We start from the raw sequence: 21,978 nt of genomic DNA on the forward strand, positions 1-21,978 counted from the left end.
GCATATGACGGAGGTGGCCGCCGGTGATAGTCATGACAGGCGCCTTCTTCGTGGCATCTGTCATCGCCTACCCTCTGGTCCGCCTGCTCGGCCGCAACGCCTTCGTCTTCCTCGCGCTCGTCCCCTTCGCGGGACTCCTGTGGAGCCTGTCGACGATCTCCGATCTCTTCGGCCCCGCGGCCCAGCCGCTCGTCGAGAACCTCGACTGGCTGCCCGAACTCGGGCTCGGCGGAGTCTTCCGCCTCGACGTGCTCTCCTGGGTCATGACACTGCTGGTCACCGGGGTCGGAGCCCTCGTCTTCATCTACTGCGCACGCTACTTCCTGCCCGATGAGCCCGGCTTGGCCCGGTTCGCCGGGATCTTCATGGCCTTCGCCGGAATGATGTACGGACTCGTCGTCGCCGACGAGCTGCTCATGCTCTACCTGTTCTGGGAAGGCACCACGGTCTTCTCCTATCTGCTCATCGGGCACAGCCAGTCACGTCGCCGCTCGCGGCAGGCGGCACTGCAGGCGCTCATCGTCACCACCGCCGGCGGCCTCGCCATGCTCGTGGGCATGATCCTGCTCATCACCGCCACCGGCACCGGGCAGATCTCGACCCTGGTCGACCGCGCCCAATCGGGAATGGACACCGGCGGAGTCATCGTCTCCGCGGTCATCCTCATCCTCGTCGGCGCGATCTCGAAGTCCGCGCTCATGCCGTTCCACTTCTGGCTGCCCGGCGCCATGGCCGCCCCCACCCCGGTGAGCGCCTATCTGCACGCCGCCGCCATGGTCAAGGCCGGAATCTACCTCGTCCTGCGCCTGGCGCCCGGCTACAACAACATCCCCGGCTGGTCCGAGGTGCTGCTCACCCTGGGTCTGCTGACGATGTTCATCGGCGGTTGGCAGGCGCTGAAGCAGACCGACCTCAAACTGCTCTTGGCCTTCGGCACGGTCTCCCAGCTGGGGTTCCTCACCACCATGGCGTCGTTCGGCACTCCGGACATCACGAAAGCGGCCCTTGGTCTGCTCATCGCTCACGCCCTGTTCAAGTCCTGTCTGTTCCTGTGCGTCGGCATCATCGACCATCGCGCAGGCACCCGTGACCTGACGAAGCTCTCCGGCGGTTGGAAGGCCTTCCCAGTCGTGGCCGTGTGCGCGACGATCGCGGCCGCCTCGATGGCGGGGCTGCCTCCGCTGCTCGGCTTCGCTGCGAAGGAAGCCGCGTACTCGACCCTCCTGTCCTCACCGGACAAGGCTTCGGTCATCGCCTTCATCGGCATCATGATCGGCTCGATCCTCACCGTCGCCTATTCGGCCCGCTTCGTCTGGGGCGCGTTCTCCTCGAAGCCGGGAGTCGACGACATCGCCCGCCGCGACGAGAAGCTCACCCTCGTCGTCTCTCCGCTCATCCTCACCGCGCTGACTCTGGCGCTCGGTCCGGGAGTCGGACTGCTCGACGGCTACTTCTCCGCCTGGACGACCGGCCTTCCGGCCGTCGCCGAGGGCGACGGGCACTACCACCTCGCGCTGTGGCACGGATTCGAACCGGCGCTCGCCTTCACCGCCGTGACCGTCGCCGCGGGCATCGCCCTGTTCATCTTCCGCCGTCCCTTCGCGAGGGTCCAGCAGACTCTGCCGTCGGGGCTGGACTTCCACGAGCTCTACCGGATGCTCATCGGCTGGATGGAAGCCCTGGCACTGTGGGTCACCGCCCGCACCCAGCGCGGTTCGCTGCCGTTCTACCAAGGCGTGGTCTACCTCGTCCTCGTCGCCGGACTGGGTCTGGCGATCATCGCCAACGACACGTGGAACATCACCTTCCGGCTCTGGGACACTCCACTGGACTTCATCGTCGCCGCGGTGCTCATCATCGTCGCGATCGGTGCCACCCGAGCGAAGAAGCGCTTCACCGCCGTGGTCGTCACCGGCATCTCCGGCTATGCCATGGTCGCCTACTTCGCCTTCGTCGGCGCTCCCGACCTGGCCCTGACCCAGGTGCTCGTCGAAACCATCACGATCGTCGTCTTCGTCCTCGTCCTCCGGCGCCTGCCGGCGCGCATCGGTGAGTCCACCGGTCGCCTCACCCCCGCCTGGCGGGCGATCATCGGCGGTGCCGTGGGCATCACCGTGATGCTCGTGGTCCTCATCGCCGCCGGAGTGCGCATGAGCGACCCGGTCTCCACCGACTTCGGGCAGCTCGCCTACGAACTCGGCCACGGCAAGAACATCGTCAACGTCACCCTCGTCGACATCCGCGCCTGGGACACGATGGGCGAGATCTCGGTGCTCGTGGCCGCGGGAACCGGCATCGCCGGCCTCATCTTCGTGCGCGGTCGTGAGGGCCACCTGCACCGGTTCGAACGGAAGAAGGACGGCACCGAGACGGCCGGCCGAATCCGCTTCCAACCCGTTTCCGAAGACGTCGTCGACCTCCACCACGCCGGCCGTGGCGAAGGCCTGTCGCAGAAGCGCGTGTCCTGGCTCATCGCCGGACGCACCCTGGCCCCACGCAACCGTTCGATCATCCTCGAGGTCACCGCGCGTCTGATCTTCCACGCCGTCCTCGTCTTCTCCGTCTATCTCCTCTTCGCCGGCCACAACGAGCCCGGCGGAGGATTCGCCGGCGGCCTCGTCGCCGGTCTCGCCCTCGTCGTGCGCTATCTCGCCGGAGGCAAGTACGAACTCGCCGAGGCGGCACCCTTCACTCCCTCGGGAATGCTGGGCACCGGCATGATCACCGCGATCCTGACCGTCATCGGCGGTTGGGTCTGGGGAGGCACGGTCTTCGAATCCGTCTACCTCGAAGGCGATCTGCCTCTGCTGGGGCACCTGTCCTTCGGCACCTCGACGTTCTTCGACATCGGCGTCTACCTCATCGTCGTCGGCCTCATGCTCGACATCCTCCGCTCCCTCGGAGCCGAGGTCGACCTGCATCAGGAGCGCGACGAGACGATGCTGACCAGCCGCATCCACGACAATGTGAACTTCTCCGAGAACATGGGCGCCACCGCCGAGCACCGTGCCGTGTCCGAGATCATGGACCGGGTCAATGAACTCGACGTCGACAACGGTGCGGAAGGAGGCCGCCTGTGAGCGTGTCCTTCGTCATGGTCCTGGCCATGGGCGTCCTCTTCGCCGCCGGCATCTACCTCATGCTCGAACGCTCGCTGACCCGAGTTCTGCTCGGCTTCATCCTGCTCGGCAACGGAGTGAACCTGCTCATCATCCTCACCGCCGGCCGCGGTTCCCCGCCCCTGACCGACGGAGAGAACCTGTCGACCGAGGGCATGTCCGATCCGCTGCCGCATGCTCTCATCCTCACGGCCATCGTCATCACCTTCTCCGTGACGGCGTTCCTGTTGGCGATGATCTACCGATCCTGGAGGCTCATGCGCGCCGATTCGCTGCAGGATGACGACACCGACCTCCAGGTGGCGATCACGAAGATCATCGACTCCGAGGCGGAGGCGAGCACCGACTACGACGACACCGAGTTCGGTGACGAAGCGGAGTCCCCGATCACCGGTGCCATCGACCTCGACGACGACGGGACCCCCACAGAGCGGGAGGATCTCGCCGAAGACATCGAGGATGCGTCGAGTCCGGCTGAAGCCGATGCCCTCGCCGAGGCGGCCGCGGACTCCCAGACGGAGGCCCACAGTGCCGGCGAGGCCGAGGCCGCCGACGATGCCCGGGACGCGAAGCAGCGGGGAGACGACGCATGATCGATCTTCTGCCCGTGCTCGTGCCTCTTCCCGTGCTGCTGCCGCTCATCGGTGCCGGAATCGCGCTGATCCTGTCCAAGCACACGCGGGCGCAGAACCTCGTGTCGATCGCGATCCTGCTCGCGGTGATGGTCATCGCCACGATGATCCTCTTCGGCGTCGATGCGCACGGACCGCAGGTCGTGGCGATCGGCGGCTGGCAGCCCCCGGCGGGCATCGTGCTCGTCGCCGACCGGCTGTCGTCGCTCATGCTCATCGTGTCCTCGCTGGTCACCCTGTGCGTGCTCGTCTACGCGCTGAGTCAGGACGCCAACGACGACTCGAACGAAACTCCGATCTCCGTGTTCAATCCCAGCTATCTGGTGCTGTGCGCGGGCATTGCGAACTCGTTCCTCGCCGGGGACCTGTTCAACCTCTACGTCGGCTTCGAGATGTTCCTCGTCGCCTCCTATGTTCTGCTCACGCTCGGCGCCACGGCGGAGCGGATCCGGGCGGGAGTCACCTATGTGATCATCTCGCTGGTGTCCTCGGTGATCTTCCTCGCCGCCATCGGCGTCATCTACGCCGCGTGCGGGACCGTGAACATGGCGCAGCTCTCCGAGAGGATCTCGGATCTGCCCGCCGATGTGCAGATGATCCTCCACGTCCTGCTGCTGCTGGGCTTCGGAATCAAGGCCGCGATCTTCCCGCTGTCCTTCTGGCTGCCGGACTCCTATCCGACGGCCCCGGCGCCGGTGACCGCGGTCTTCGCAGGACTGCTGACGAAGGTCGGCATCTACGCGATCATCCGCACCGAAACGCTGCTGTTCACCGAATCCTCACTGCGGGTGCCGCTGCTCATCGCGGCGGGTCTGACGATGCTCGTGGGCATCTTCGGAGCCATCGCACAGTCGGAGATCAAGAGGATCGTGTCGTTCACCCTGGTCTCCCATATCGGCTACATGCTCTTCGGCGTGGCCTTGGGCACGAGCATCGGGCTGTCCGCGGCGATCTACTATACGGTCCACCACATCATCGTCCAGACCGCACTCTTCCTGGCCATCGGACTCGTCGAAATGCGCGGCGGGTCCACCTCGACGAGGTCGCTGGGCGGTCTCATGGTGCTCTCGCCGGTGCTGACGATCATCTTCTTCATCCCGGCTCTCAACCTCTCCGGAATTCCGCCGTTCTCCGGGTTCATCGGCAAGGTCGCGCTCTTCCTCGCCGGTTTCGACGATCACGCGTGGCTGCCCACGGTCCTCATCGTCGCCGGCACCGTGACGAGTCTGCTCACCCTCTATGTCATCGGTCGTACCTTCAACCTCGCGTTCTGGCGTGATCCGGCCGATGCGGAAGAGGCGAACGAGGATCTCGTCGAAGAGTTCACAGAGCGGAAGAAGACCCTGCTGGCGGGGAAGAAGTGGAAGTCTCAGATCGGCGTTCCCCCTGCCATGGTGGTGGCCACCTCGGTGGTGGTGATCGCCTCCATCGTTCTCACGGTCGCCGCCGAACCCCTGTGGGACATGTCGAACCGGGCGGCGGAGAACCTCTCGACCCCGGTCGACTACGTCAACAACGTGCTCGGAGGTGATGAGTCATGAGCTCCGATCGAGCGCAGGGACAGAACCGGGCCCCGTCGCCCAACCGCGCCCCGTCGCCCAACCGCGCCCCGTCGCCCAACCGCGCCCCGGCACCCAACCGCGCGCGGATGAGCCGGGGCCGCGGAATCATCCAGCAGCTCGTGCTGCTGATCTCGCTGGTCCTGCTCTGGCTGATGCTGTGGGATTCGATCACTGTGGTCACCGTGGTCTCCGGAGTCGTGCTGGCCTTCATCGTCACACGCGTGTTCTACCTCCCGCCCATCGTGCTCTCCGGACGGTTCAACGTCTGGCATGCGACGGTGTTCGGGCTGTGGTTCCTCTACTCGGTCCTCCACGCCTCCATCGAGGTCGCCTGGTACGCGTTCCGCCGCCGCGCGGTCGGAGCCGGGTCCGTCATCGCCTGCGATCTGCGCACGAGCTCGGACCTCGTGCTCACCCTCATCGCCGATACCGCCAGCCTCATCCCCGGGTCGATCATCATCGACAGCGACCGCGCCATGGGCATCCTCTACCTGCACTTCCTCGACTGCGATTCCGAGGAGAAGCTGCGCCGGGCCAAGGCCCAGGTCTACCACATCGAAGAGCTGCTCATCCGCACCCTCGGTTCGCACCGTGACCTCGCCGCCCTGCGGGCCAGGCCGAATCCTCTGAATGAGTCCGAAGGAGGCCGCTCATGAGTGAGACCGTCCTCCACGCGCTCATCATCGCCGGTTCGGTGCTGCTGGCCACCTCGGTGGTCGTTGCGCTCTTCCGGATCGTCCGCGGTCCCTCGATCCTCGACCGCATGATCGGCACCGACGTGGTGCTCGCCTCGATCATGTGCGGCCTCGGCGGGTATATGGCCCTGTCCGACCGCACGGATCTGCTGCCCGTGCTCATCGTGCTCGCGATGCTCGGCTTCGTCGGTTCGGTGAGCGTGTCGAGGTATGTGTCGAAGTCCGATTCGATGACGCCCGGCGCCGAGGCGGGGGCACTGTCGGACTTCACCAGCACGGACTGGCACATGCCGCGTGACACGGAAGCCGAGGATTCCGCCGAGGCGGCCGACCGGACCCGGCCGCGCGCTGAGTCCGGATCGGGCGCGGCGCAACCGGTGCGTCCCAGCGATGAGGTCACCGAGATCGCGGATCCGACCTACGACGCTCACGCCGACAGCGGCGGAGAGGGCGAGGGCACCGGACCGGACCCGGGACCCGAGGACGCCGAGCGCATGTCGTCCGGCGAGGGGGAGGGGAACACCCGTGGTTCTTGACATCATCTCGGCCGTGCTCATCTTCCTCGGCGCGGTTCTGTCCCTGGCCGCCGCGGTCGGCCTCGTCCGCTTCGGCGACCTCCTCTCACGGATGCACGCGAGTGCGAAACCCCAGGTGTTGGGCCTGGTGCTCGTCGCGGTGGCGATCGCCATCCAGTTCCCGACCTGGGCGACGGTGACGACGCTGGCGATCATCATCTCCTTCCAGCTCGTGACGATTCCCGTCGCCACCCATATGGTCGGTCGCGCCGGATATCGCACCAAACACCTGCGTCGATCTATGCTGTACCGAGATGAACTCGCCGAAGCGGTCGACCGTGCCGAGGCCAGAGAGATCGCCTGGGAACGCCAGAGAGGAACCGGAACAGACCACCATGACGGCTGACAATCACACCGAGCCCCAACCACTCGTCTTGGTCGCCGATGATGAGCCGGACGTACTCGGAGCGGTCGTACCGTTCCTCGAACGCTCCGGGTTCCGGGTGCTGCCCGCCAGCGACGGACTGCTCGCCCTCGACGAGATCCACCGCCACAGACCCGATGTGTGCGTCCTCGACGTGCTCATGCCCGGAGCCGATGGCCGGCAGGTGCTGCGCCGTCTGCGGCAGGAGGAGAACTGGGTTCCGGTGCTGCTGCTGACCCAGGTCGGCGAAGGCGTCGAGAGGGCGATGGCCCTCGAAGAGGGTGCCGACGACTACCTCAATAAGCCCTTCGATCCGCACGAGCTCGTCGCCCGCATCCGGGCCGTGCTGCGCCGCACCCGCAATGACGGGCCGCCCCTGGCCACGGCTCCGGTGCTCGTGTCCAGCTTCGGTCTGCGCGTCGACCGCGTCGGACGCCGCGCCTGGCTGGGCCAGCGGGAGCTCGTCATCACCCCGAAGGGCTTCACCCTGCTCGAATACCTCATGGTGCACAAGGACGAACTCATCGAACGCTCCCGCCTGCTCGAAGTGCTGTGGGGATTCGAAGAGGCCGTGGGCACGCGCGCCGTCGACTCGCGCGTCGCCGAACTGCGTCGTGTGCTCGGTGAAGACGCCGCCGAACCGCGGTGGATCGCGACCGTGCAGGGGCGCGGCTACCGTTTCGTCGGTGAGGTCCGCGGCGAGGACGGACAGAGTCGTCTATGACGAACTTCCTTGTCTTCGAGATCCAGGTCTGGCTGTTCCTGCTGCTGCTCGTCATCGTGCTCGGCGGTCTGGCCGTCGGCGCCTGGTTTGGCTGGCGGCACCTGAAGAGACGCGAGGCCGCGCTGCGAGAATCGATCGAGACGGCCGCAGCCGAGGATTCGATGACGAAGCGCAATCGGATGCTCATCCGACTCGACCACGAGCTGAAGAATCCGCTGACGGCGCTGCGCACCTCGGCGGCGAGCATCCGGGAGGTCGTCCGTGACGGCGGCGCGCTGAGCGAGGTTGAGCCGGCCGCCAAGCAGGTCGACGTGTCCTCGCGCCGGGTCGCCCGTCTGCTGGCTGATCTGCGCAAACTCGCCGATGTCGAGACCCGCATCATCGAATACGCACGCGTCGACCTCGACGCGCTCATCCACCAGGCCGTCGAGGACGCCTCGACGGCGCCGGGCGCCGAGGATCGGATGATCGTGGCCACGGTGGCACGTGCTCCGTGGCGGCTGCCCGATGTCGCCGGTGAAGAGGATCTGCTGCTCACCGGGATCCTCAACCTGCTGGGCAATGCCCTCAAATACTCGTCGCAGGCCGAAGTCGTCGAGCTGCGCGCCAATGAGCAGATCATCGACGGGCACCGCTGGGTCGTCGTCGAGGTCGCCGATACGGGCAGCGGGATCCCGCTGCCCGAGCAGGAGAACGTCTGGGACGAGCTGTCTCGCGGCTCCCGTGTGCGTGCGGTCGCCGGCTCCGGAATGGGCCTCTCACTCGTGCGTGCCATCGTCACCCGCCACGGCGGGTCCGTGCAGCTCTTCAGCCAGGAGGGTGTGGGCACCTCGGTGCGCATGGTCCTTCCCGTCCTCGCCGATGCCGCCCCTGTGACGGTTCCGCAGATGTCGGATCATATGGATCGGGTCGCTGCCGGTTCGCATGCGGTCCAACCCGTGCAGCAGTCGGATTCTCGGCGGGCGCCCGGTTTCCTGCCGCCGAGGCAGCCCAACGAGGCCGAACTGCAGGGGCGGATCCTCGGCACCCCGCGACGCACGTCGAAGCGTCGGCTCGAACGCGTCGACGGCAACCTCGTCAACCGGCGGACGGGCGAATCCGTCTCCGGTGGATTCCCGCCGGATTCCGGGCAACATTCGCAGTTCAAACCACCCCGTCAGGCACCGAACGCCGGAGGACAGAACCCGGGTTACGGGCAGCCGCCGGTGGGCGGCCAGGCGAATTCGGGACCGCAGAACTCAGGACCACAGTACCCGGGCCCCCAGACCGCAGGGTCACAGAACTCGGGCCCACAGTATCCAGGGCAGGCACCCGTGGGCAGCCAGCCCAATTCCGGTCCGCAGCCGCCTCAGTACGGGAACCGACAGCCGCAGCCGACTCAGAACGGTCCGGAAGCGGGGTACTCGAACCGTCGCCCGCAGGGTGACCAGCAGTGAGACCGGCGACTGGACGAACGACATTGCTGAGATCCGCTTCGGCGCGGCGAGCCGCGGCTGCCGGCACACTCGCACTGACCGTACTGCTCAGCGGGTGCTCGGTGTTTCAGATCCGCACCGAAGACAAGTCCGCGGGTCCCGTCCGGATCGGTGTGCAGGAGACTGCCGGCCCCGAGCCCACTGGCAAACCCACCGAAGCCGGGATCCCCGAGGGGATGGAGAAGACTTCGGTGACGTTCGGCGACAGCTGCCCGGTCGAGCTCAGCTTCGCGCTCGGCGATGATTGGACGGACAGCACCGGGAGCACCGATCAATTCCACGTCTTCAGCCGCGGGGACGACAGCGTCCGCTCCGATATCATCCTCGTCAACTGCACCGACGAGTACGGTGACAGTGCCCAGGAAGTCGTCGATCAGAAGCGGCGCTTCAACTTCTCCAAGCAGGATTCGCAGGTGCTGGCCGAGCAGACGGGATCTCTGGCCGCAGGAGAGTTCTGGAGCTATCAGGGTGTCCTCGGTCCTACCGAGATCCTCGCTCTCGACAGCCAACCCACTTATGCGTTCGGAGTGCAGACCGGATACAAGATCAACGGTCGCCTGGTGAATCTCTCCATTGAGATGCGCACTCTCAAGGACAACGCTGCAACAGAGAAGGACTACGAGAAGATGCTGCCGACTGTGACGATCGATGGTGAGAAGGTTCCGGCGCCGAGCTTCCAGTGACCTTCGAATGACCTTCGAACGACGCGGTGTTCGACCGCCCGGATTTCGGTTCTACGATGTCGCGCGACCAGGATTCGATCGGCCGCTTCGGCGGTCCCGCGGGGGCACGGCAGTAACCAGCCGCCTCGGTGATCTGGGGTTTTCGGGATTTCGCCCCGGATTCGACGTTGGGATCTAGGATGGGAAGATGACGACCCACGACGCAGTGACCCGACTCCTCGACGCCCGCCGCCTGCAAGGCCTCCTGACGAATCAGAGCGGGCGCGTCATCGCCCAGTACTCGTTCCTCAACTCCGAGGGCAGCTCCTCTCTCAGCCACCTCGCCGATATCAGCGGGGAGGAACCGCGGCGAATCACCCGCGGTGACCAGTCCGTGGGACCGACCGCGCTGAGTGAGAACGGCACGATCGTCTTCGCCTCGAAACGCAAGGGCGAAGACGGCAAGGATGCCGACTCTCCGAGCCTGTGGGCACTGCCGGACAACGGCGAGGCCCGCAAGCTCGCCGACCACGAGGGTGGTTTCTCCCGAATCGAGGTCAAGGGCGAGACCCTCATCGTCGAATTCCCCGTCCATACATGGGCCGCTGACGAGAACGACCACCAGGAGTTCAGCTCCGAACGCAGCGACGCGAAGGTCAGCGGAATCCTCCACACCGGCTTCCCCGTCCGCCGCTGGGATCACGATCTGGGGCCGGGCCGGCAGACCCTGGCCGTGGCCACCCTCGACGAGGCGGGCGCCGACTTCCCCGAAGTCAGTGACGAGCTGAGTGCTCCGGCGGGCCTGGACTTCCGCTACCTGTCCCTGCCGTCCGGTCGACTGGTCGATTGGGCCGTCGACGATGAGGCTCGCTTCGTTCTCGTCCAGCTCGAGAAGCCGATCCCCGGCCAGCTCGAGGCCAGTGAGATCTGGCGCGTGGACCTCGACGGGGAGCCCGAGCTGCACCGTCTGACGAAACCGGCTGCCGATCACAGCTTCGACATCGAGGCCATCAGCCCGGACGGGACGAAAGCACTGGTGACCCGCGTACAGAACTGGACTCCCCAGACCAACCTCTCGGCCGAACTCATGGTCCTCGACCTCGAGACCGCGGAACTGACACCCGTGTGGCCGGACGCCGACTTCTGGTTCTCCCCGATCTGGGCCGACGATTCGACGATCGTGGCCACCGCCGATGACCACGGCCGCGGCAGCATCTTCATCGGTGACATCAAGGATGCGCAGCCCAGGCGGCTCGTCGGAGGAGTCGATCAGAAGTATTCGTTCTCGGGTCTGGCCCTGCGCGGGGACACGGTCGTGGCGGCCGCCTCGGCGATCGATGTCGCACCCCTGCCGATCTCCGTCGACCTCGCAACCGGGGTGATCAGCGAGCTCGCGAACCCGGCGACGGTGCTCGACGAAGGCGGCACCCTCACCGAGGTCGAGGTCCGTGCCGAGGACGGCGCCCCGATCCGTGCGTGGCTGGTCCTGCCGGACGGCGAAGGGCCGCATCCGCTCGTCGTCTTCGCCCACGGAGGACCTTGGGGATCGTGGAATGCGTGGACCTTTAGGTGGAATCCGGGCCCCTTCGCGGCTGCCGGCTATGCGGTGCTGCTGCCGGATCCGGCGATCTCCACCGGGTACGGGCAGGCGATGATCGACCGCGGTCAGCAGCAGCTGGGCGGCACGCCTTTCACCGACATCATGACGCTGACCGAGGCGGCAGGGGCGCGGGCGGATATCGATTCCGAGCGCATCGCCCTGGCCGGCGGATCCTATGGCGGGTACATGGCCAACTGGGTGGCCGGGCACACCGGCAGTGCCTTCAGGTGCATCGTCACCCACGCCTCCCTGTGGAACACCACGTCGATGGGGCGGACGACGGACAATTCGTCCTGGGATGAGGCGATGCGGGAGCAGTCGGCGCAGTATTCGCCGCACCTCTTCGCCGGTGACATCGAGGTGCCGATGCTCGTCATCCACGGGGACAAGGACTACCGGGTGCCGATCGGGCAAGGTCAGGAACTGTGGCTGGATCTGCTCACTCAGGCGAAGACTCCGCTCGACGCCGACGGTGACACTCAGCATCGATTCCTCTATTACCCGGACGAGGGGCATTGGATCCTCGGGCGCGGCAATGCCGAGGTCTGGTACCGCACCGTGCTCGCGTTCCTCGACACGCATGTGCTCGGAATCGACGCGAACCGGGTCCGCACACTGGGGTGAACCGACACCCTGCTCGCCGGCACCCTGCGGTGAGGAGTTCACGCACCGATTCCGTACCTTGAATGAGGCGAACGCAGAGCGATGGAAGGACCCTGATGACACAGACCGAGCAGATCCCCGCCGAGGCGGTCATCCACAATGCGTGCATCCTCGACGGTGAGCCGGCGACGTTCGCCGAGGAGACCGCCGACACCTGGATCGCCATCGCCCAGGGAACGGTCACCGCACGGGGCCGCGGGGACGGCTGGAAGGACAGGGCCGCCTCGGCGAGGGGTGACGTCATCGACGCGGCAGGCGGATTCGTGGCTCCGGCGTTCGTCGATATCCACTGCCACGGCGCTGGCGGAGCGAGCGCCGAGGACGGTGCCGAGGCGATCGATGCGGTCCTCGACGTGCATCGTGCTCACGGAACCGGCAGGCTCGCTCTGTCGTTCGTCTCGGACACGGTCGACGGGCTGTGCCGGTCCCTGCGCGTCGGGGCCGGGCTCGTCCGCGAGCGCGCCCCGGTCATGGGCCTGCATGCCGAGGGTCCGTTCCTGTCCCCGGATTTCAAGGGGGCGCATGCGCCTGAGGTGCTCACATCGCCGACTCCTGCGGCGGTCGAGGCGATCCTGGAGGCGGCCGATGGAACGCTCGCGCAGATCACCATCGCCCCCGAACTGCCCGGTGCCCTCGACGCGATCGCCCGGTTCACCGAGGCTGGGGTGCGTGTGGCTGTCGGTCACACGGCCGCCGACTTCGAGCTGACCGCTGCGGCGTTCGAGGCCGGGGCGAGCATCCTCACCCACGCGTTCAATGCGATGCCGGGCATCCACCACCGTGCTCCGGGGCCGGTTCTTGCCGCGGCCGAGGCTGAGCATGTCACCGTCGAACTCATCAATGACGGCGTCCACGTCGCTGGCCCGGTCGCACGCATGCTCCACGAACTCGTGCCCGGACGCCTTGCGCTGATCACCGATGCCATGGCGGCAACCGGGCTGCACGACGGAAGCTATCACCTCGGTTCGCTCCCGGTCGAGGTCAAGGATTCGGTGGCTCGTCTGGTCACCCCGGACGGCTCTCCCGGTGCCATCGCCGGGTCCACGTTGACGATGGACGAGGCCGTGAAGCGGGCCGTCGCCGAGGTGGGGCTCAGTCCGTTCGACGCCGTGCAGGCCGCGAGCCTCACTCCACTGCGCGCGGTGGGCGGAGTGCTGGAGGCGGGTGATTCTCTGCATGCGGCGGGCGGTACTGTCGATGCCGGCAGCCTGTTGGCTCCCGGAATGCCGGCTGACCTCCTGCTCCTCAATGAGGACATGAGTATCCGATCAATGAGGACATGAACATCTGAGGTTCGCGGGCGGGTGATCCCGGACTCGACCGCACCCGGCCGGAAAATAGTCGGATCGGACCCGACCGAACTTGGGCGGCCGTCGGGCAGGACTTCACCGTGAAAGAGGCCGTACTCGGCTCTGCTCGGAAGATGGGCACAGCTGTCCCCTGAAAGCTGGGTCGGCTATTTGTCGAACAGAGAGTCGACGATGTCGTCCGCGATAAAGCGGGCGTGGAGGATCGGCTTACGAGCGGGGTCCTTTGCGGCGGGTGGGATGTAGGCCGGTCGGCCGTCGAAGAGCATCACCGTGTCCCAATCGGTGCGGTCGAGCAGGTGGTGGTGATAGCTGCAGAGCAGCGCGAGGTTGTTGATCTCCGTCCTGCCTCCGCGCGCCCACGGCCACACGTGGTTGGCGTCGCACCAACCGGGAGGGGCGTCACAGCCGGGGAAGGTGCAACCTCGGTCACGGGCGGTGATCACTGCCAGCTGCTTTCGATTGGCGAAGCGCTGTTCTGTGGCCACCTGCATCGTCTTGGCCTTGTCGCTCATGAGGTGGAAGAACAGTGAGCCGTTGAGGCCGTTTCTCATCAATTCCTTGATAGGAATGGGATTATCGGCGCCCGTGGTGCCGTGTCCCGTGCCGTTGGCCAGATCTTCGGCGGTGGCGTTTATGACGAGAGCATAAGGCGCTCCTGCCGCCGTCCGCTGCTTATCGATCGTGGTGACGAGGCCGGCGAATCGTTCGTAGATCCATTCGCGTGCCGAGGGCTGTTCGGCGCTGACGTCGACGAGACCGCCGTCCTCACGAATACCGACGCCGGGGACGGCCGCCGGACTCCCGGTCGTGCGAGCTGCGTCGAGATCGGGTTTCGGAACTCGCTTCGCGTCATACCGGTCGCCGGAGAGCACCGCATCGACGATCTCGAGCAGCTCTTTGTCGGCAAGCGGTGAGCTCGTTCCCTCAGGAGCAACGGTCGCGGTAGCGGTGGGATTCCCCGCGGCTGCGGAACCAAACGAGCCGGTCGCGGCAACGTCCCCGTCGGCTGCTGTTGATTCGGCACCAGCATTGTTGCAACTGGCGTTGTCGTCTTCCCCTGCCGCCTGGATCCGTGAGGTCAGCAGTCCGTTGAGAGTGCCCCCGGTGACAGGGTCGAGCAGTCCACGCAGCTCCCAGTCGCCGTTGGCCTTGGCTCGCATGGACATGTTGTAAGCCGAGCGGTCGGCCGAGTCCTTCGGCTCTGCACCGTCGGGGTCGATATAGCCCATGAGCTTGCCGAAGATCTCACGCAGGTCCTTGAGACGGACCTTGGGTGCGTTGCGGACCAGTCGCGACTCGACGTCGGTGCGGACCGCCTGACTGACCCAGGTGGGCAGCTTGCGCATGCAGTCTTCGATGACGGAGGCCTGCGCGGCGGAGATGGTACCGGCATGGAGCGCGTCCGCGACGACCGGGTAGAGAGGCGGCAGCGCCTGTCCGGCCATATCGACGCGTCCGCCGAGGTTCTTGGCCATATCGGTCCGGCGGTTCGCCTCCGCGCCGGTGAGGTTGAATCGGTTCTCGATGAGCGACTTAGTCGACTTGGCGCCGAAGTCACTGGGCGTCCCGACGCGTTCGCAGACGGAGAGTGCCAGCGTCGACAGGGCATCGTTGATGCGTGTGATCGCCTCGACCCCATCGGCGAGCATGATGGCCTGGTCCGGTCCCATGGGGCGATCGAACGCGCGCAACTCATCTTTGAGGCTCATCAGCTGAGTGATCGAAGAGGTGACCTCGGGCGCGAAGCGGCTGAGATCTGCCCACTCCTCGTCGGCCAGCAGCGGGTGACCGCTGGTCTGAGGTGAGCTGTCGGCATCCCGATCTGAATGATCGGAGCTGCGTTCGGGAGTGAGGGTCATGGGGATGGTTTCCGTTCACCAACATCGTTGTTGTTGATGTCCAGTGTACTCACCAGCGCAGAAAAACGCCATAGATAATCGAAAAATAGTTCGAACATGGATCATAAGTTCGTAGATGTACGATAAGTAGAGCAAGCTCGGTTGTGCCAAGATTGCCGGAGTGCCTGCCGGCGACCGGTGGGTCGGTGTTGTCGCATGGCTGCCGGAGAGCCTGCCGCCGGCCCGTGCCGCCGCCGGCCCGAGTCGCAGCGAACTCTGCCGCCGCTTCCCGGCTTCGAATGTGTCACCGGGTCGTGGCACGATTGGAGTATGGATGCCCTGCTCCTCATTGACACCGACGATGCCAGCTACCCCAGCGATGACGCCATGGAGACCCTCGGCGATATCGTCACCCGCACCCGCGCCGTGGGCGGCGTGCTCATCTTCGTTTCGACAAAGGCCGACCTCGCCGACACTCCCGACGAGGAGCTGAGCATCTTCGTTCCCGATGAGGAGGACCTCGTGCTCCGCTCCGAGAGCTCGGATGTGTTCGAAGGTGTCGACGATCTGGCCGCGGGCCTGCATGACCTGTCTGTCGACCGGATCGTCATCGCCGGCGCCGACGCCACCACAGGGGTGCCCGGTGCCGACGTCAGCACAGGGGCGCGCGGGGTCGGAACTGCCGACTCCGAGTCCGGGCCCGCCGCTCAGGCGGGAGGCGATGTCGACGCCAGCACCTCCTCGGCGAGCACCCCCGGAGCCGTCTATGCCTCGGCGATGGCGGGTCTTGTGTGCAACTTCGACGTCGTCGTTCTCTCCGACTCCACCACTGACCCTGATGGCAACCTCGTCACCTGGGGCGATGCCGCAGCGAAAGCCGGTGCCATGGTCAAAAAGACCGCCGATACCTGGCTGCGGATGTAGGCTCAGCCGCCTTCCCGAAAGTGTTCTACATTGAGTAGAATGTGGGAGCGACCTGAGAGGAGGGCCCATGACCGGATGGACGAAATCCGTACGCGCGCTCTTCGCCGCTCTCTTCACGACCCTTCTCGCCCTGCTCATGCACCTCGCCGCCGGTGGCGGAATCTCGGTTCCCGGCACTGTGGTCGTCTTCGTCCTCGTCCTCTGGGCGGCGATGATCGTCGCCGGCAGGCGCCTGGGCTACCTCACTCTGGCCGGTCTGCTCGGCCTCGGGCAGGTGCTCATGCACCTGACGATGAGCTGGTCCGCCCACGCCCTCGCCCATGCGGGGGCTCACGCCGGAGCCGCCCACACCGGAGCCACAAGTACCGGGACCTCAGGTACCGGATCCACCTCCGCCGAGGCGGCCCTCCACGCCCACGCCGGACACATCGTCCCGGCCCCGGGCTCCCTTGATCTCGGTCCGGCCGCATCCGCGCTCGGACATGCCAACCACGGTGCCACCTCGGTGGGGATGATCATCGCCCACCTCGTCGCCGTCCTCGTCACCGCCGTGATCCTCAAGCGCGGTGAGGACATCGTCCTCAGCATTCTGCAGCTGGCCCTGGGGCCGGTGATCGGTGCACTGCGTGCCCTCGCCGAGGCGGCCGGAGTCCTGGCCGACGAACCGTTCCGCAAGCTCTGCGCTTCGTTCCGGCTGCCGCAGCCGGTCACCTCGGCGGTCGTCGGTCCGAACTATCGGCGCGGACCGCCCGCACTCGTCTGACCTCCCATTCGGCGGTTGCACCGCCGACCCACACCCGATTTCCCGGGTGACCATCCATCTTCGGGCGACCGCCGAAACAGCGGCGGCTCGCCCCTCGGTGACAGTCGAACACGTCCGCGCAGACCGCGGCTCACGTCGACCCGTGCTCGACTGCACCTGAATGACGAAAGTGCAGACATCATGCGAAAGAACATCACCCTGGCCGTTGCCCTGCCCATCGCCGTCGCCATCGGCCTGGCGGGCTGCGGTCACGACGACAGCACGGCAGCCGGGTCGACACAGACCGAAGGCAGCAGCAGCTCCGCCTCAGCGGACAGTTCGGACAGCCAAGTCGACGCCGAGGCGCTCAGCCTCGACGGCGCCTGGGTCAAGGCTGCTGACGACGGAATGACCGCAGTCTTCGGCGAACTGAAGAACAACACCGACCAGGACATCAACCTCGTCGAAGCGAAGTACGCGGACGCGAAGATGGTCCAACTCCACGAAACCGAAGGCGACGGTTCCGGCGGAATGTCCATGCAGGAGAAGAAGGGCGGCTTCACCATCCCGGCCGGGGAGAGCCTCGACCTCGAGCCCGGGGGCGATCACATCATGATCATGGGCCTGAAGAAGGCCATCAAGCCGGGCGAGCAGATCAGCCTCGACCTCGTCACCGCCGACGGCGAGACCGTCGAGGTCACGGCCGTGGCGAAGGAGTACTCCGGAGCCCAGGAAGACTACGCGCCCGGTGAGGCCGAAGGCTCCAGCGACGGAGAGAATGCCGACCACGCCGACCACGGCCACGACGAAGACCACGGCGATGACGGTCACGAGGACTCCGACCAGGGAGACCACGGTGACCACTGAGCCCGGTCGCCCCGGCTTCAGCCGCCGAGGTCTCCTGACCTCGGCGGCCGCGGCCGGCGGCGTCGGAATCGTCGGTGCCACGGGCGGATTCGCGCTCGGTCGCGACTCCGGGGCGCAGGGCACGAGCGCCGGTGACGGAGGGCCGCCTCGACGAGATCTGGACGGGGCGAACGGGCCGCAGACCGAGCCGTTCTTCGGCACTCATCAATCCGGTGTCGAAACCCCGGCGCAGGCGTATGCGCACTTCATCGCGTTCACGCTGGGGCCCGGGATCACGGCCGCCGAGGCGGTGCGCTGGCTGCGGCTGCTCACCGCGGATGCGGCGGCACTGACGCAGGGGCAGGCGCCGTTGGCCGACTCCGAATCGGAACTCGCCGTCGACCCCGCCCGGCTGACGGTGACCTTCGGATTCGGGGCCGAACTGGTGGCATTGGCCGGAAGGGACCACGTCCCGGACTGGCTGAGGCCACTGGAGGCGTTCTCGATCGATCGCCTCGATCAGGACCGGTGCACGGGTGACCTGCTCCTGCAGATCTGCGGCGACGACCCGCTGACCTTGGCACATGCCAGGCGCATGCTGTTCAAGGACTCACGTTCATTCGCGAAGGTGGCCTGGCAGCGGGACGGATTCCGACGTGCCTACGGCAGCTCGGGGGAGGGGACGACCCAGCGGAACCTCTTCGGTCAGCTCGACGGCACGGCGAATCCGGGGCCCGGCTCCGAGGACTTCGCGCGGATCATCTGGGGCCAGGGCACCGAGACTGCGGACCCGGTGTTCTCCGCTCGCGGGGAGCCGCCGGCCGATCTCGGCGCGCATCTGCCTGTGTGGATGCGTGGGGGAACGACTCTGGTGCTGCGTGATATTGCGATGAACCTCGACACCTGGGACCAGGCCGACCGTCCGGCACGGGAGTTCGCGGTCGGGCGGACCATGGACACCGGGGCACCGCTGTCGGGCAAGGACGAGTTCGGCGTCCCGGACTTCACCGCCGTCGATGGGCGCGGGCTGACGAAGATCTCGCAGGTCGCGCATATCGCTCGTGCCCGCGACGGGCTGGGTCCGGAGGCGCAGATCCACCGGCGCACGTTCAACTATGAGACTGGTGCGGGTGGGGATTCGGGGCTGCTGTTCGCGTCGTTCCAGGCCGATATCGAGCGGCAGTTCCTGCCGATCCAACGCCGCCTCGCCGAGGTGGACCTGCTCAACGAATGGACGACCCCGATCGGGTCGACTGTGTGGGCGATACCGCCCGGAGCGGCCGAGGGCGGCTACGTCGGGCAGGAGCTGTTCGACGGGTGAGGAAGCGGCGCGGCCGCCGGGCCAACCGCCACGGCCGCATCCTCTTTGCACTGGCAGCGGCCGCCGTCCCCGCAGTCGCGGGTGCGGCGGCCGCATCGTGTGAGCGCCCGGATGCTCAGTCGGTGATCTCGGAGTCGAAGGCCTTCGGGTTGTCCTTGACCCACTGGTCGACGGCGTCACCTTCCTGACCCTCTTCGTATTCGTTGACGATGAGGTCTTCGAGCTCTCCGTACGTCTTGTCGTCGAGCTTGATTCCCTTGATGAGCTCGGACGCTTCGGGGAACTTGTCGCTGAAGCCGTCGGTGCCGAGGAAGTGCATCTTCTCCGGATCGCCCATGGCGTTGTAGGGAAGCGGCATTCGGTAGCACGCGTGGAACGAAGTGGTAGCAGGAGCGCGGGGATCCGGTAGCACCACTCCGGCACCCCGCGCTCCCAGCTTACGGTCACGCCGGACTATCGACCTCGGGTTGCTGTCGAGTCTTCTTCCGCATGTTCGGGCCATCGAGTTGGACGATCTCGCTGACAGATACCAGCCGGCTCAGGATTGACTCGGCGATGACGGCATCGTGGAGTGATTTGTACCAGTCTTCGGGGTCGAACTGGGATGTGACGATTGTGGCTCCGCGGCCTTCTCTGCTGGCAAGAATGTTCAGTATCTTCGCCGTCGTGTCCATCGAGATCGGAGTGGTCAGGAAGTCATCGAGGACGAGGACATCGCAGTTGCGCAGACTGTCGAGGAACCGCAATCCTCCAGGATCAGACGGTTGATAGACCGCTAACCGGTTCCCCAGATCATCAAGCCGCCAGTACGCGACGGTGTAGTCCTTCCGGCAGGCAGCGTTGACCAGAGCCTGGGCCAGATAGGACTTGCCGACACTGGTCTTGCCGAGGATGATCACGTTCGTCGCATTCTCAATCCAGGCACACGAGGCGAGCCGGTCAACAACGTCGCGAGTCAGCGTCCGGTCAGGTAGGTCTTCGACGCAGGCTGCAGGGTTCGGGGTGTGCGAGGCTTTGAGGAGTTTGTGGACGCGGCGTTCTGCCCGGGCAGCGAGCTCGATATCGAGAGCGTGGTGAATCTTGGCGGAGAACGTCCAGTCGTCGTAGTCGGAATCGTTGGCGATATCGACCACGGCTTGTCCGAACGCGGTCATGCGCAGTTGGGTGAACGTCGCCATGTCATCAGTGGTCAGGTGATTACTCATTGGTCGGAGCCTTTCTCATCGTTCGTCAGCGCCGTCAGCCGGAATTGGTCAACTCCAGTCAGGTGAGCACGGCTGGTATCCCGGGACATTGCAGGGACTGGGGCCGGTGATGGTGGTGGTGTGACTGCCGGTCGTTGCTTGGCCTGAGCCCGAACAGCTGTCAGCTGGTGTTTGACCGCGGTGTAGCTGATCGGTCGGCGTTCATCGGCGCACAATGTTTGGCAGGCCTGTTCCAGTAAGGGCCGGTTGTCGCCTTTGCCCAGGGAGAGGATGTTCATGCAGGCTCTGAACCCTTGGGCTTCGATCTTCTTGGCATCCAGCAGCCGCGTGAGTGCTTCGACTGTGTTCGGTCCCGTCTTCGCGGCTTGGCGGAGGAAGTAGCCGCGAGTCCACAACCCAGCAGTCTGGCCTTGAGAGGCTGGGGCGTGGTCGGCGTCGGTGACATATGAGTGCTTCTTCGTCGCCACTCGGTGGCTGGCGATGATGTCGCCGGCGGCGAGGATGTCGAGTCGGGTGCCGATGATGCGCACATCCACGGTGGTGCCGACGAAGGCGGCGGGCACGGAGTATTTGATGGTTTCGATCTGGATGTGCCAGTCGCGGGAGACTTTCGCCTTCTTCCAGGTCACGTCCTGCCAGGGCTGGTCGGGCAGGCTGAGCAGGTCGTTTGCTTCATCGTCGGTGAACCAGTCCCGCCGGGATCGCGGTTGGCTGCGGAACGGGGTGCGGTCGTTGATCCACTCGACTCGGTCGGCGACAGCCGCGTTGAGGTCGTCTATGTCGGCGAAGTGTCGGTCGGCGAGGTAGTGGATGACCCAGTTCGTGACGATCTTGACGCCGGATTCGACGTTGGCTTTCTCCTTCGGTTTATAGGCCCGAGTCGGCACAGCCGCCGTGTTGTAGTGCTCGAGGAATCCGGCGTAGGAGGCGTTGACGTCGCGGGTCTTGTCGTACTTGCTGATCTGGTTCGACGCTGTTGCAGCATTGTCGGGGATGATGACTTGAGCGACACCGCCGAAGTATTCGAAGGCCCGTCTGTGGGCATCGCACCAGGCAGAGAGTTTCTCATCGAGGCACCCGTAGGCGAAGATCATTCCCGAATAGGGCAGTGTGGCGACGAAGATCGAGACTTTTGTGGCCGCGCGGGTGATCGGGTCGGTGATCCACATCGGGGTTCCGGCCCAGTCGACTTGCATCGTATGCCCCGGGATGTGAGTGATCGGGCTGGTGAGGTCGTGGGTGCGGACGTGTTCGGCGATGATCTGGCAGAACCGTTCGTATCTGTAGTGGCGTGCCGTTGGGGTGGGTGCTGGGGTGTTGAGGTAGCGGGCCCACAGCACTTTCAATGGTGGCTTCTTCCGCCCGATGCGAGCGTTGATGACGGCATCGATATTGATCGGGACGAAGTCCTCGTCGGTGTTTTTGCGGCCGTCGGTGAAGAACCGGTCGAGGTCGTCGATGGTGAGGGCATCGACTTGCTCCCTTGTCGTCAATGACTGATTCTTGACGATCGTGTGGGCTTTCGCGATCGCGCGGTGCGAGCATTGCGCCATCGCTTCGATCTGGCGGTAGGAGTATCCCTGAACGATCAGGGAGAGAATGAGCCGGTAGTCGGCCATGAGCAGGATTCCTTTCACTGTTCACGACTTCACTGTCGTGGGTGAAAGCAATCCTGCTCTACTGCTACCGGGTACTTACATAGCTGCTACCACTTCGTTACA

Annotated in this window: 19 protein-coding genes; 15 read left to right on the forward strand and 4 right to left on the reverse strand. The window is 65.7% G+C overall.

Going from position 1 to position 21,978, the window contains the following annotated elements; translation table 11 throughout:
• Window positions 1-32: 32 nt before the first annotated feature.
• The 11 genes from GUY37_RS00960 to GUY37_RS01010 all read left to right on the forward strand — a co-directional run bounded on the left by GUY37_RS00960 (window position 33) and on the right by GUY37_RS01010 (window position 13,354).
• Window positions 33-3,080 carry a Na+/H+ antiporter subunit A gene (locus GUY37_RS00960; protein ID WP_166829092.1) on the forward strand — a complete coding sequence of 1,016 codons (3,048 nt, stop codon included), beginning with the start codon at window positions 33-35 and terminating at the stop codon, window positions 3,078-3,080.
• Window positions 3,077-3,712 carry a Na(+)/H(+) antiporter subunit C gene (locus tag GUY37_RS00965; protein ID WP_152347164.1) on the forward strand — a complete coding sequence of 212 codons (636 nt, stop codon included), beginning with the start codon at window positions 3,077-3,079 and terminating at the stop codon, window positions 3,710-3,712. Before GUY37_RS00960 ends, GUY37_RS00965 begins: the two co-directional genes overlap by 4 nt.
• Entirely contained in the window at window positions 3,709-5,292 is a 1,584-nt protein-coding gene (locus GUY37_RS00970) for a Na+/H+ antiporter subunit D (RefSeq protein WP_152347163.1), read from the forward strand. Before GUY37_RS00965 ends, GUY37_RS00970 begins: the two co-directional genes overlap by 4 nt.
• A complete protein-coding gene (locus GUY37_RS00975; protein WP_228278283.1) occupies window positions 5,289-5,969 on the forward strand; it encodes a Na+/H+ antiporter subunit E in 681 nt (226 codons plus the stop codon). The genes GUY37_RS00970 and GUY37_RS00975 overlap by 4 nt, the downstream gene beginning before the upstream one ends.
• Entirely contained in the window at window positions 5,966-6,544 is a 579-nt protein-coding gene (locus tag GUY37_RS00980; protein WP_166821094.1) for a monovalent cation/H+ antiporter complex subunit F, read from the forward strand. The genes GUY37_RS00975 and GUY37_RS00980 overlap by 4 nt, the downstream gene beginning before the upstream one ends.
• A complete protein-coding gene (mnhG, locus tag GUY37_RS00985; RefSeq protein WP_101546653.1) occupies window positions 6,534-6,929 on the forward strand; it encodes a monovalent cation/H(+) antiporter subunit G in 396 nt (131 codons plus the stop codon). Before GUY37_RS00980 ends, mnhG begins: the two co-directional genes overlap by 11 nt.
• Entirely contained in the window at window positions 6,919-7,671 is a 753-nt protein-coding gene (locus GUY37_RS00990) for a response regulator transcription factor (RefSeq protein ID WP_039211949.1), read from the forward strand. Before mnhG ends, GUY37_RS00990 begins: the two co-directional genes overlap by 11 nt.
• Window positions 7,668-9,107, forward strand: a complete 1,440-nt coding sequence (locus GUY37_RS00995; RefSeq protein WP_166821097.1) for an ATP-binding protein — start codon at window positions 7,668-7,670, stop codon at window positions 9,105-9,107. The genes GUY37_RS00990 and GUY37_RS00995 overlap by 4 nt, the downstream gene beginning before the upstream one ends.
• Before the next feature lie 23 nt (window positions 9,108-9,130).
• Window positions 9,131-9,829, forward strand: coding sequence for a DcrB/PsbP domain-containing protein (locus GUY37_RS01000; RefSeq protein ID WP_228278284.1), 699 nt, complete (start codon window positions 9,131-9,133; stop codon window positions 9,827-9,829).
• A gap of 187 nt (window positions 9,830-10,016) precedes the next feature.
• A complete protein-coding gene (locus GUY37_RS01005) occupies window positions 10,017-12,032 on the forward strand; it encodes a S9 family peptidase (protein WP_166821100.1) in 2,016 nt (671 codons plus the stop codon).
• Between the two features lie 95 nt (window positions 12,033-12,127).
• A complete protein-coding gene (locus GUY37_RS01010) occupies window positions 12,128-13,354 on the forward strand; it encodes an N-acetylglucosamine-6-phosphate deacetylase (RefSeq protein ID WP_166821103.1) in 1,227 nt (408 codons plus the stop codon).
• Between the two features lie 173 nt (window positions 13,355-13,527).
• Here the strand turns inward: GUY37_RS01010 and GUY37_RS01015 are convergent, their stop codons facing one another.
• Window positions 13,528-15,240, reverse strand: a complete 1,713-nt coding sequence (locus GUY37_RS01015) for an HNH endonuclease signature motif containing protein (RefSeq protein ID WP_166821105.1) — start codon at window positions 15,238-15,240, stop codon at window positions 13,528-13,530.
• 309 nt (window positions 15,241-15,549) lie between these two features.
• On the opposite strand from GUY37_RS01015, the gene GUY37_RS01020 reads away from it, so the two are divergent.
• The 4 genes from GUY37_RS01020 (at window position 15,550) to GUY37_RS01035 (ending at window position 19,052) form a co-directional block, all read left to right on the forward strand.
• Window positions 15,550-16,143, forward strand: coding sequence for a hypothetical protein (locus GUY37_RS01020; RefSeq protein WP_166821108.1), 594 nt, complete (start codon window positions 15,550-15,552; stop codon window positions 16,141-16,143).
• Window positions 16,144-16,210: 67 nt separating this feature from the next.
• A complete protein-coding gene (locus GUY37_RS01025; RefSeq protein ID WP_166821111.1) occupies window positions 16,211-16,906 on the forward strand; it encodes a hypothetical protein in 696 nt (231 codons plus the stop codon).
• Window positions 16,907-17,086: 180 nt separating this feature from the next.
• Complete coding sequence (locus GUY37_RS01030; RefSeq protein WP_166821114.1) at window positions 17,087-17,752, forward strand: copper chaperone PCu(A)C; 666 nt, start codon at window positions 17,087-17,089, stop codon at window positions 17,750-17,752.
• Window positions 17,706-19,052, forward strand: coding sequence for a Dyp-type peroxidase (locus tag GUY37_RS01035; protein WP_166829104.1), 1,347 nt, complete (start codon window positions 17,706-17,708; stop codon window positions 19,050-19,052). The genes GUY37_RS01030 and GUY37_RS01035 overlap by 47 nt, the downstream gene beginning before the upstream one ends.
• A gap of 115 nt (window positions 19,053-19,167) precedes the next feature.
• Here GUY37_RS01035 and GUY37_RS01040 read toward each other — a convergent pair whose 3' ends face one another.
• The 3 genes from GUY37_RS01040 to istA all read right to left on the reverse strand — a co-directional run bounded on the left by GUY37_RS01040 (window position 19,168) and on the right by istA (window position 21,876).
• Window positions 19,168-19,410 carry a glycine betaine ABC transporter substrate-binding protein gene (locus tag GUY37_RS01040; RefSeq protein WP_208094735.1) on the reverse strand — a complete coding sequence of 81 codons (243 nt, stop codon included), beginning with the start codon at window positions 19,408-19,410 and terminating at the stop codon, window positions 19,168-19,170.
• Between the two features lie 85 nt (window positions 19,411-19,495).
• Window positions 19,496-20,257 (reverse strand): ATP-binding protein, encoded by a 762-nt coding sequence (locus GUY37_RS01045; protein ID WP_166821117.1) that lies wholly within the window; start codon window positions 20,255-20,257, stop codon window positions 19,496-19,498.
• Window positions 20,254-21,876 carry an IS21 family transposase gene (gene istA / locus GUY37_RS01050; RefSeq protein ID WP_166821120.1) on the reverse strand — a complete coding sequence of 541 codons (1,623 nt, stop codon included), beginning with the start codon at window positions 21,874-21,876 and terminating at the stop codon, window positions 20,254-20,256. Before istA ends, GUY37_RS01045 begins: the two co-directional genes overlap by 4 nt.
• Between the last annotated feature and the right edge of the window lie 102 nt (window positions 21,877-21,978).

This window comes from Brevibacterium limosum (genome assembly GCF_011617705.1).
In the GTDB taxonomy this organism is placed as follows: domain Bacteria; phylum Actinomycetota; class Actinomycetes; order Actinomycetales; family Brevibacteriaceae; genus Brevibacterium; species Brevibacterium limosum.

Coding starts and splice junctions, on each gene's coding strand:
- GUY37_RS00960 (WP_166829092.1), top strand. CDS start 33: ATGACAGGCGCCTTCTTCGTGGCATCTGTCATCGCCTACCCTCTGGTC.
- GUY37_RS00970 (WP_152347163.1), top strand. CDS start 3,709: ATGATCGATCTTCTGCCCGTGCTCGTGCCTCTTCCCGTGCTGCTGCCG.
- GUY37_RS00975 (WP_228278283.1), top strand. CDS start 5,289: ATGAGCTCCGATCGAGCGCAGGGACAGAACCGGGCCCCGTCGCCCAAC.
- GUY37_RS00980 (WP_166821094.1), top strand. CDS start 5,966: ATGAGTGAGACCGTCCTCCACGCGCTCATCATCGCCGGTTCGGTGCTG.
- GUY37_RS00990 (WP_039211949.1), top strand. CDS start 6,919: ATGACGGCTGACAATCACACCGAGCCCCAACCACTCGTCTTGGTCGCC.
- GUY37_RS00995 (WP_166821097.1), top strand. CDS start 7,668: ATGACGAACTTCCTTGTCTTCGAGATCCAGGTCTGGCTGTTCCTGCTG.
- GUY37_RS01005 (WP_166821100.1), top strand. CDS start 10,017: ATGACGACCCACGACGCAGTGACCCGACTCCTCGACGCCCGCCGCCTG.
- GUY37_RS01010 (WP_166821103.1), top strand. CDS start 12,128: ATGACACAGACCGAGCAGATCCCCGCCGAGGCGGTCATCCACAATGCG.
- GUY37_RS01015 (WP_166821105.1), bottom strand. CDS start 15,240: ATGACCCTCACTCCCGAACGCAGCTCCGATCATTCAGATCGGGATGCC.
- GUY37_RS01020 (WP_166821108.1), top strand. CDS start 15,550: ATGGATGCCCTGCTCCTCATTGACACCGACGATGCCAGCTACCCCAGC.
- GUY37_RS01025 (WP_166821111.1), top strand. CDS start 16,211: ATGACCGGATGGACGAAATCCGTACGCGCGCTCTTCGCCGCTCTCTTC.
- GUY37_RS01030 (WP_166821114.1), top strand. CDS start 17,087: ATGCGAAAGAACATCACCCTGGCCGTTGCCCTGCCCATCGCCGTCGCC.
- GUY37_RS01035 (WP_166829104.1), top strand. CDS start 17,706: ATGACGGTCACGAGGACTCCGACCAGGGAGACCACGGTGACCACTGAG.
- GUY37_RS01040 (WP_208094735.1), bottom strand. CDS start 19,410: ATGCCGCTTCCCTACAACGCCATGGGCGATCCGGAGAAGATGCACTTC.
- GUY37_RS01045 (WP_166821117.1), bottom strand. CDS start 20,257: ATGAGTAATCACCTGACCACTGATGACATGGCGACGTTCACCCAACTG.
- istA (WP_166821120.1), bottom strand. CDS start 21,876: ATGGCCGACTACCGGCTCATTCTCTCCCTGATCGTTCAGGGATACTCC.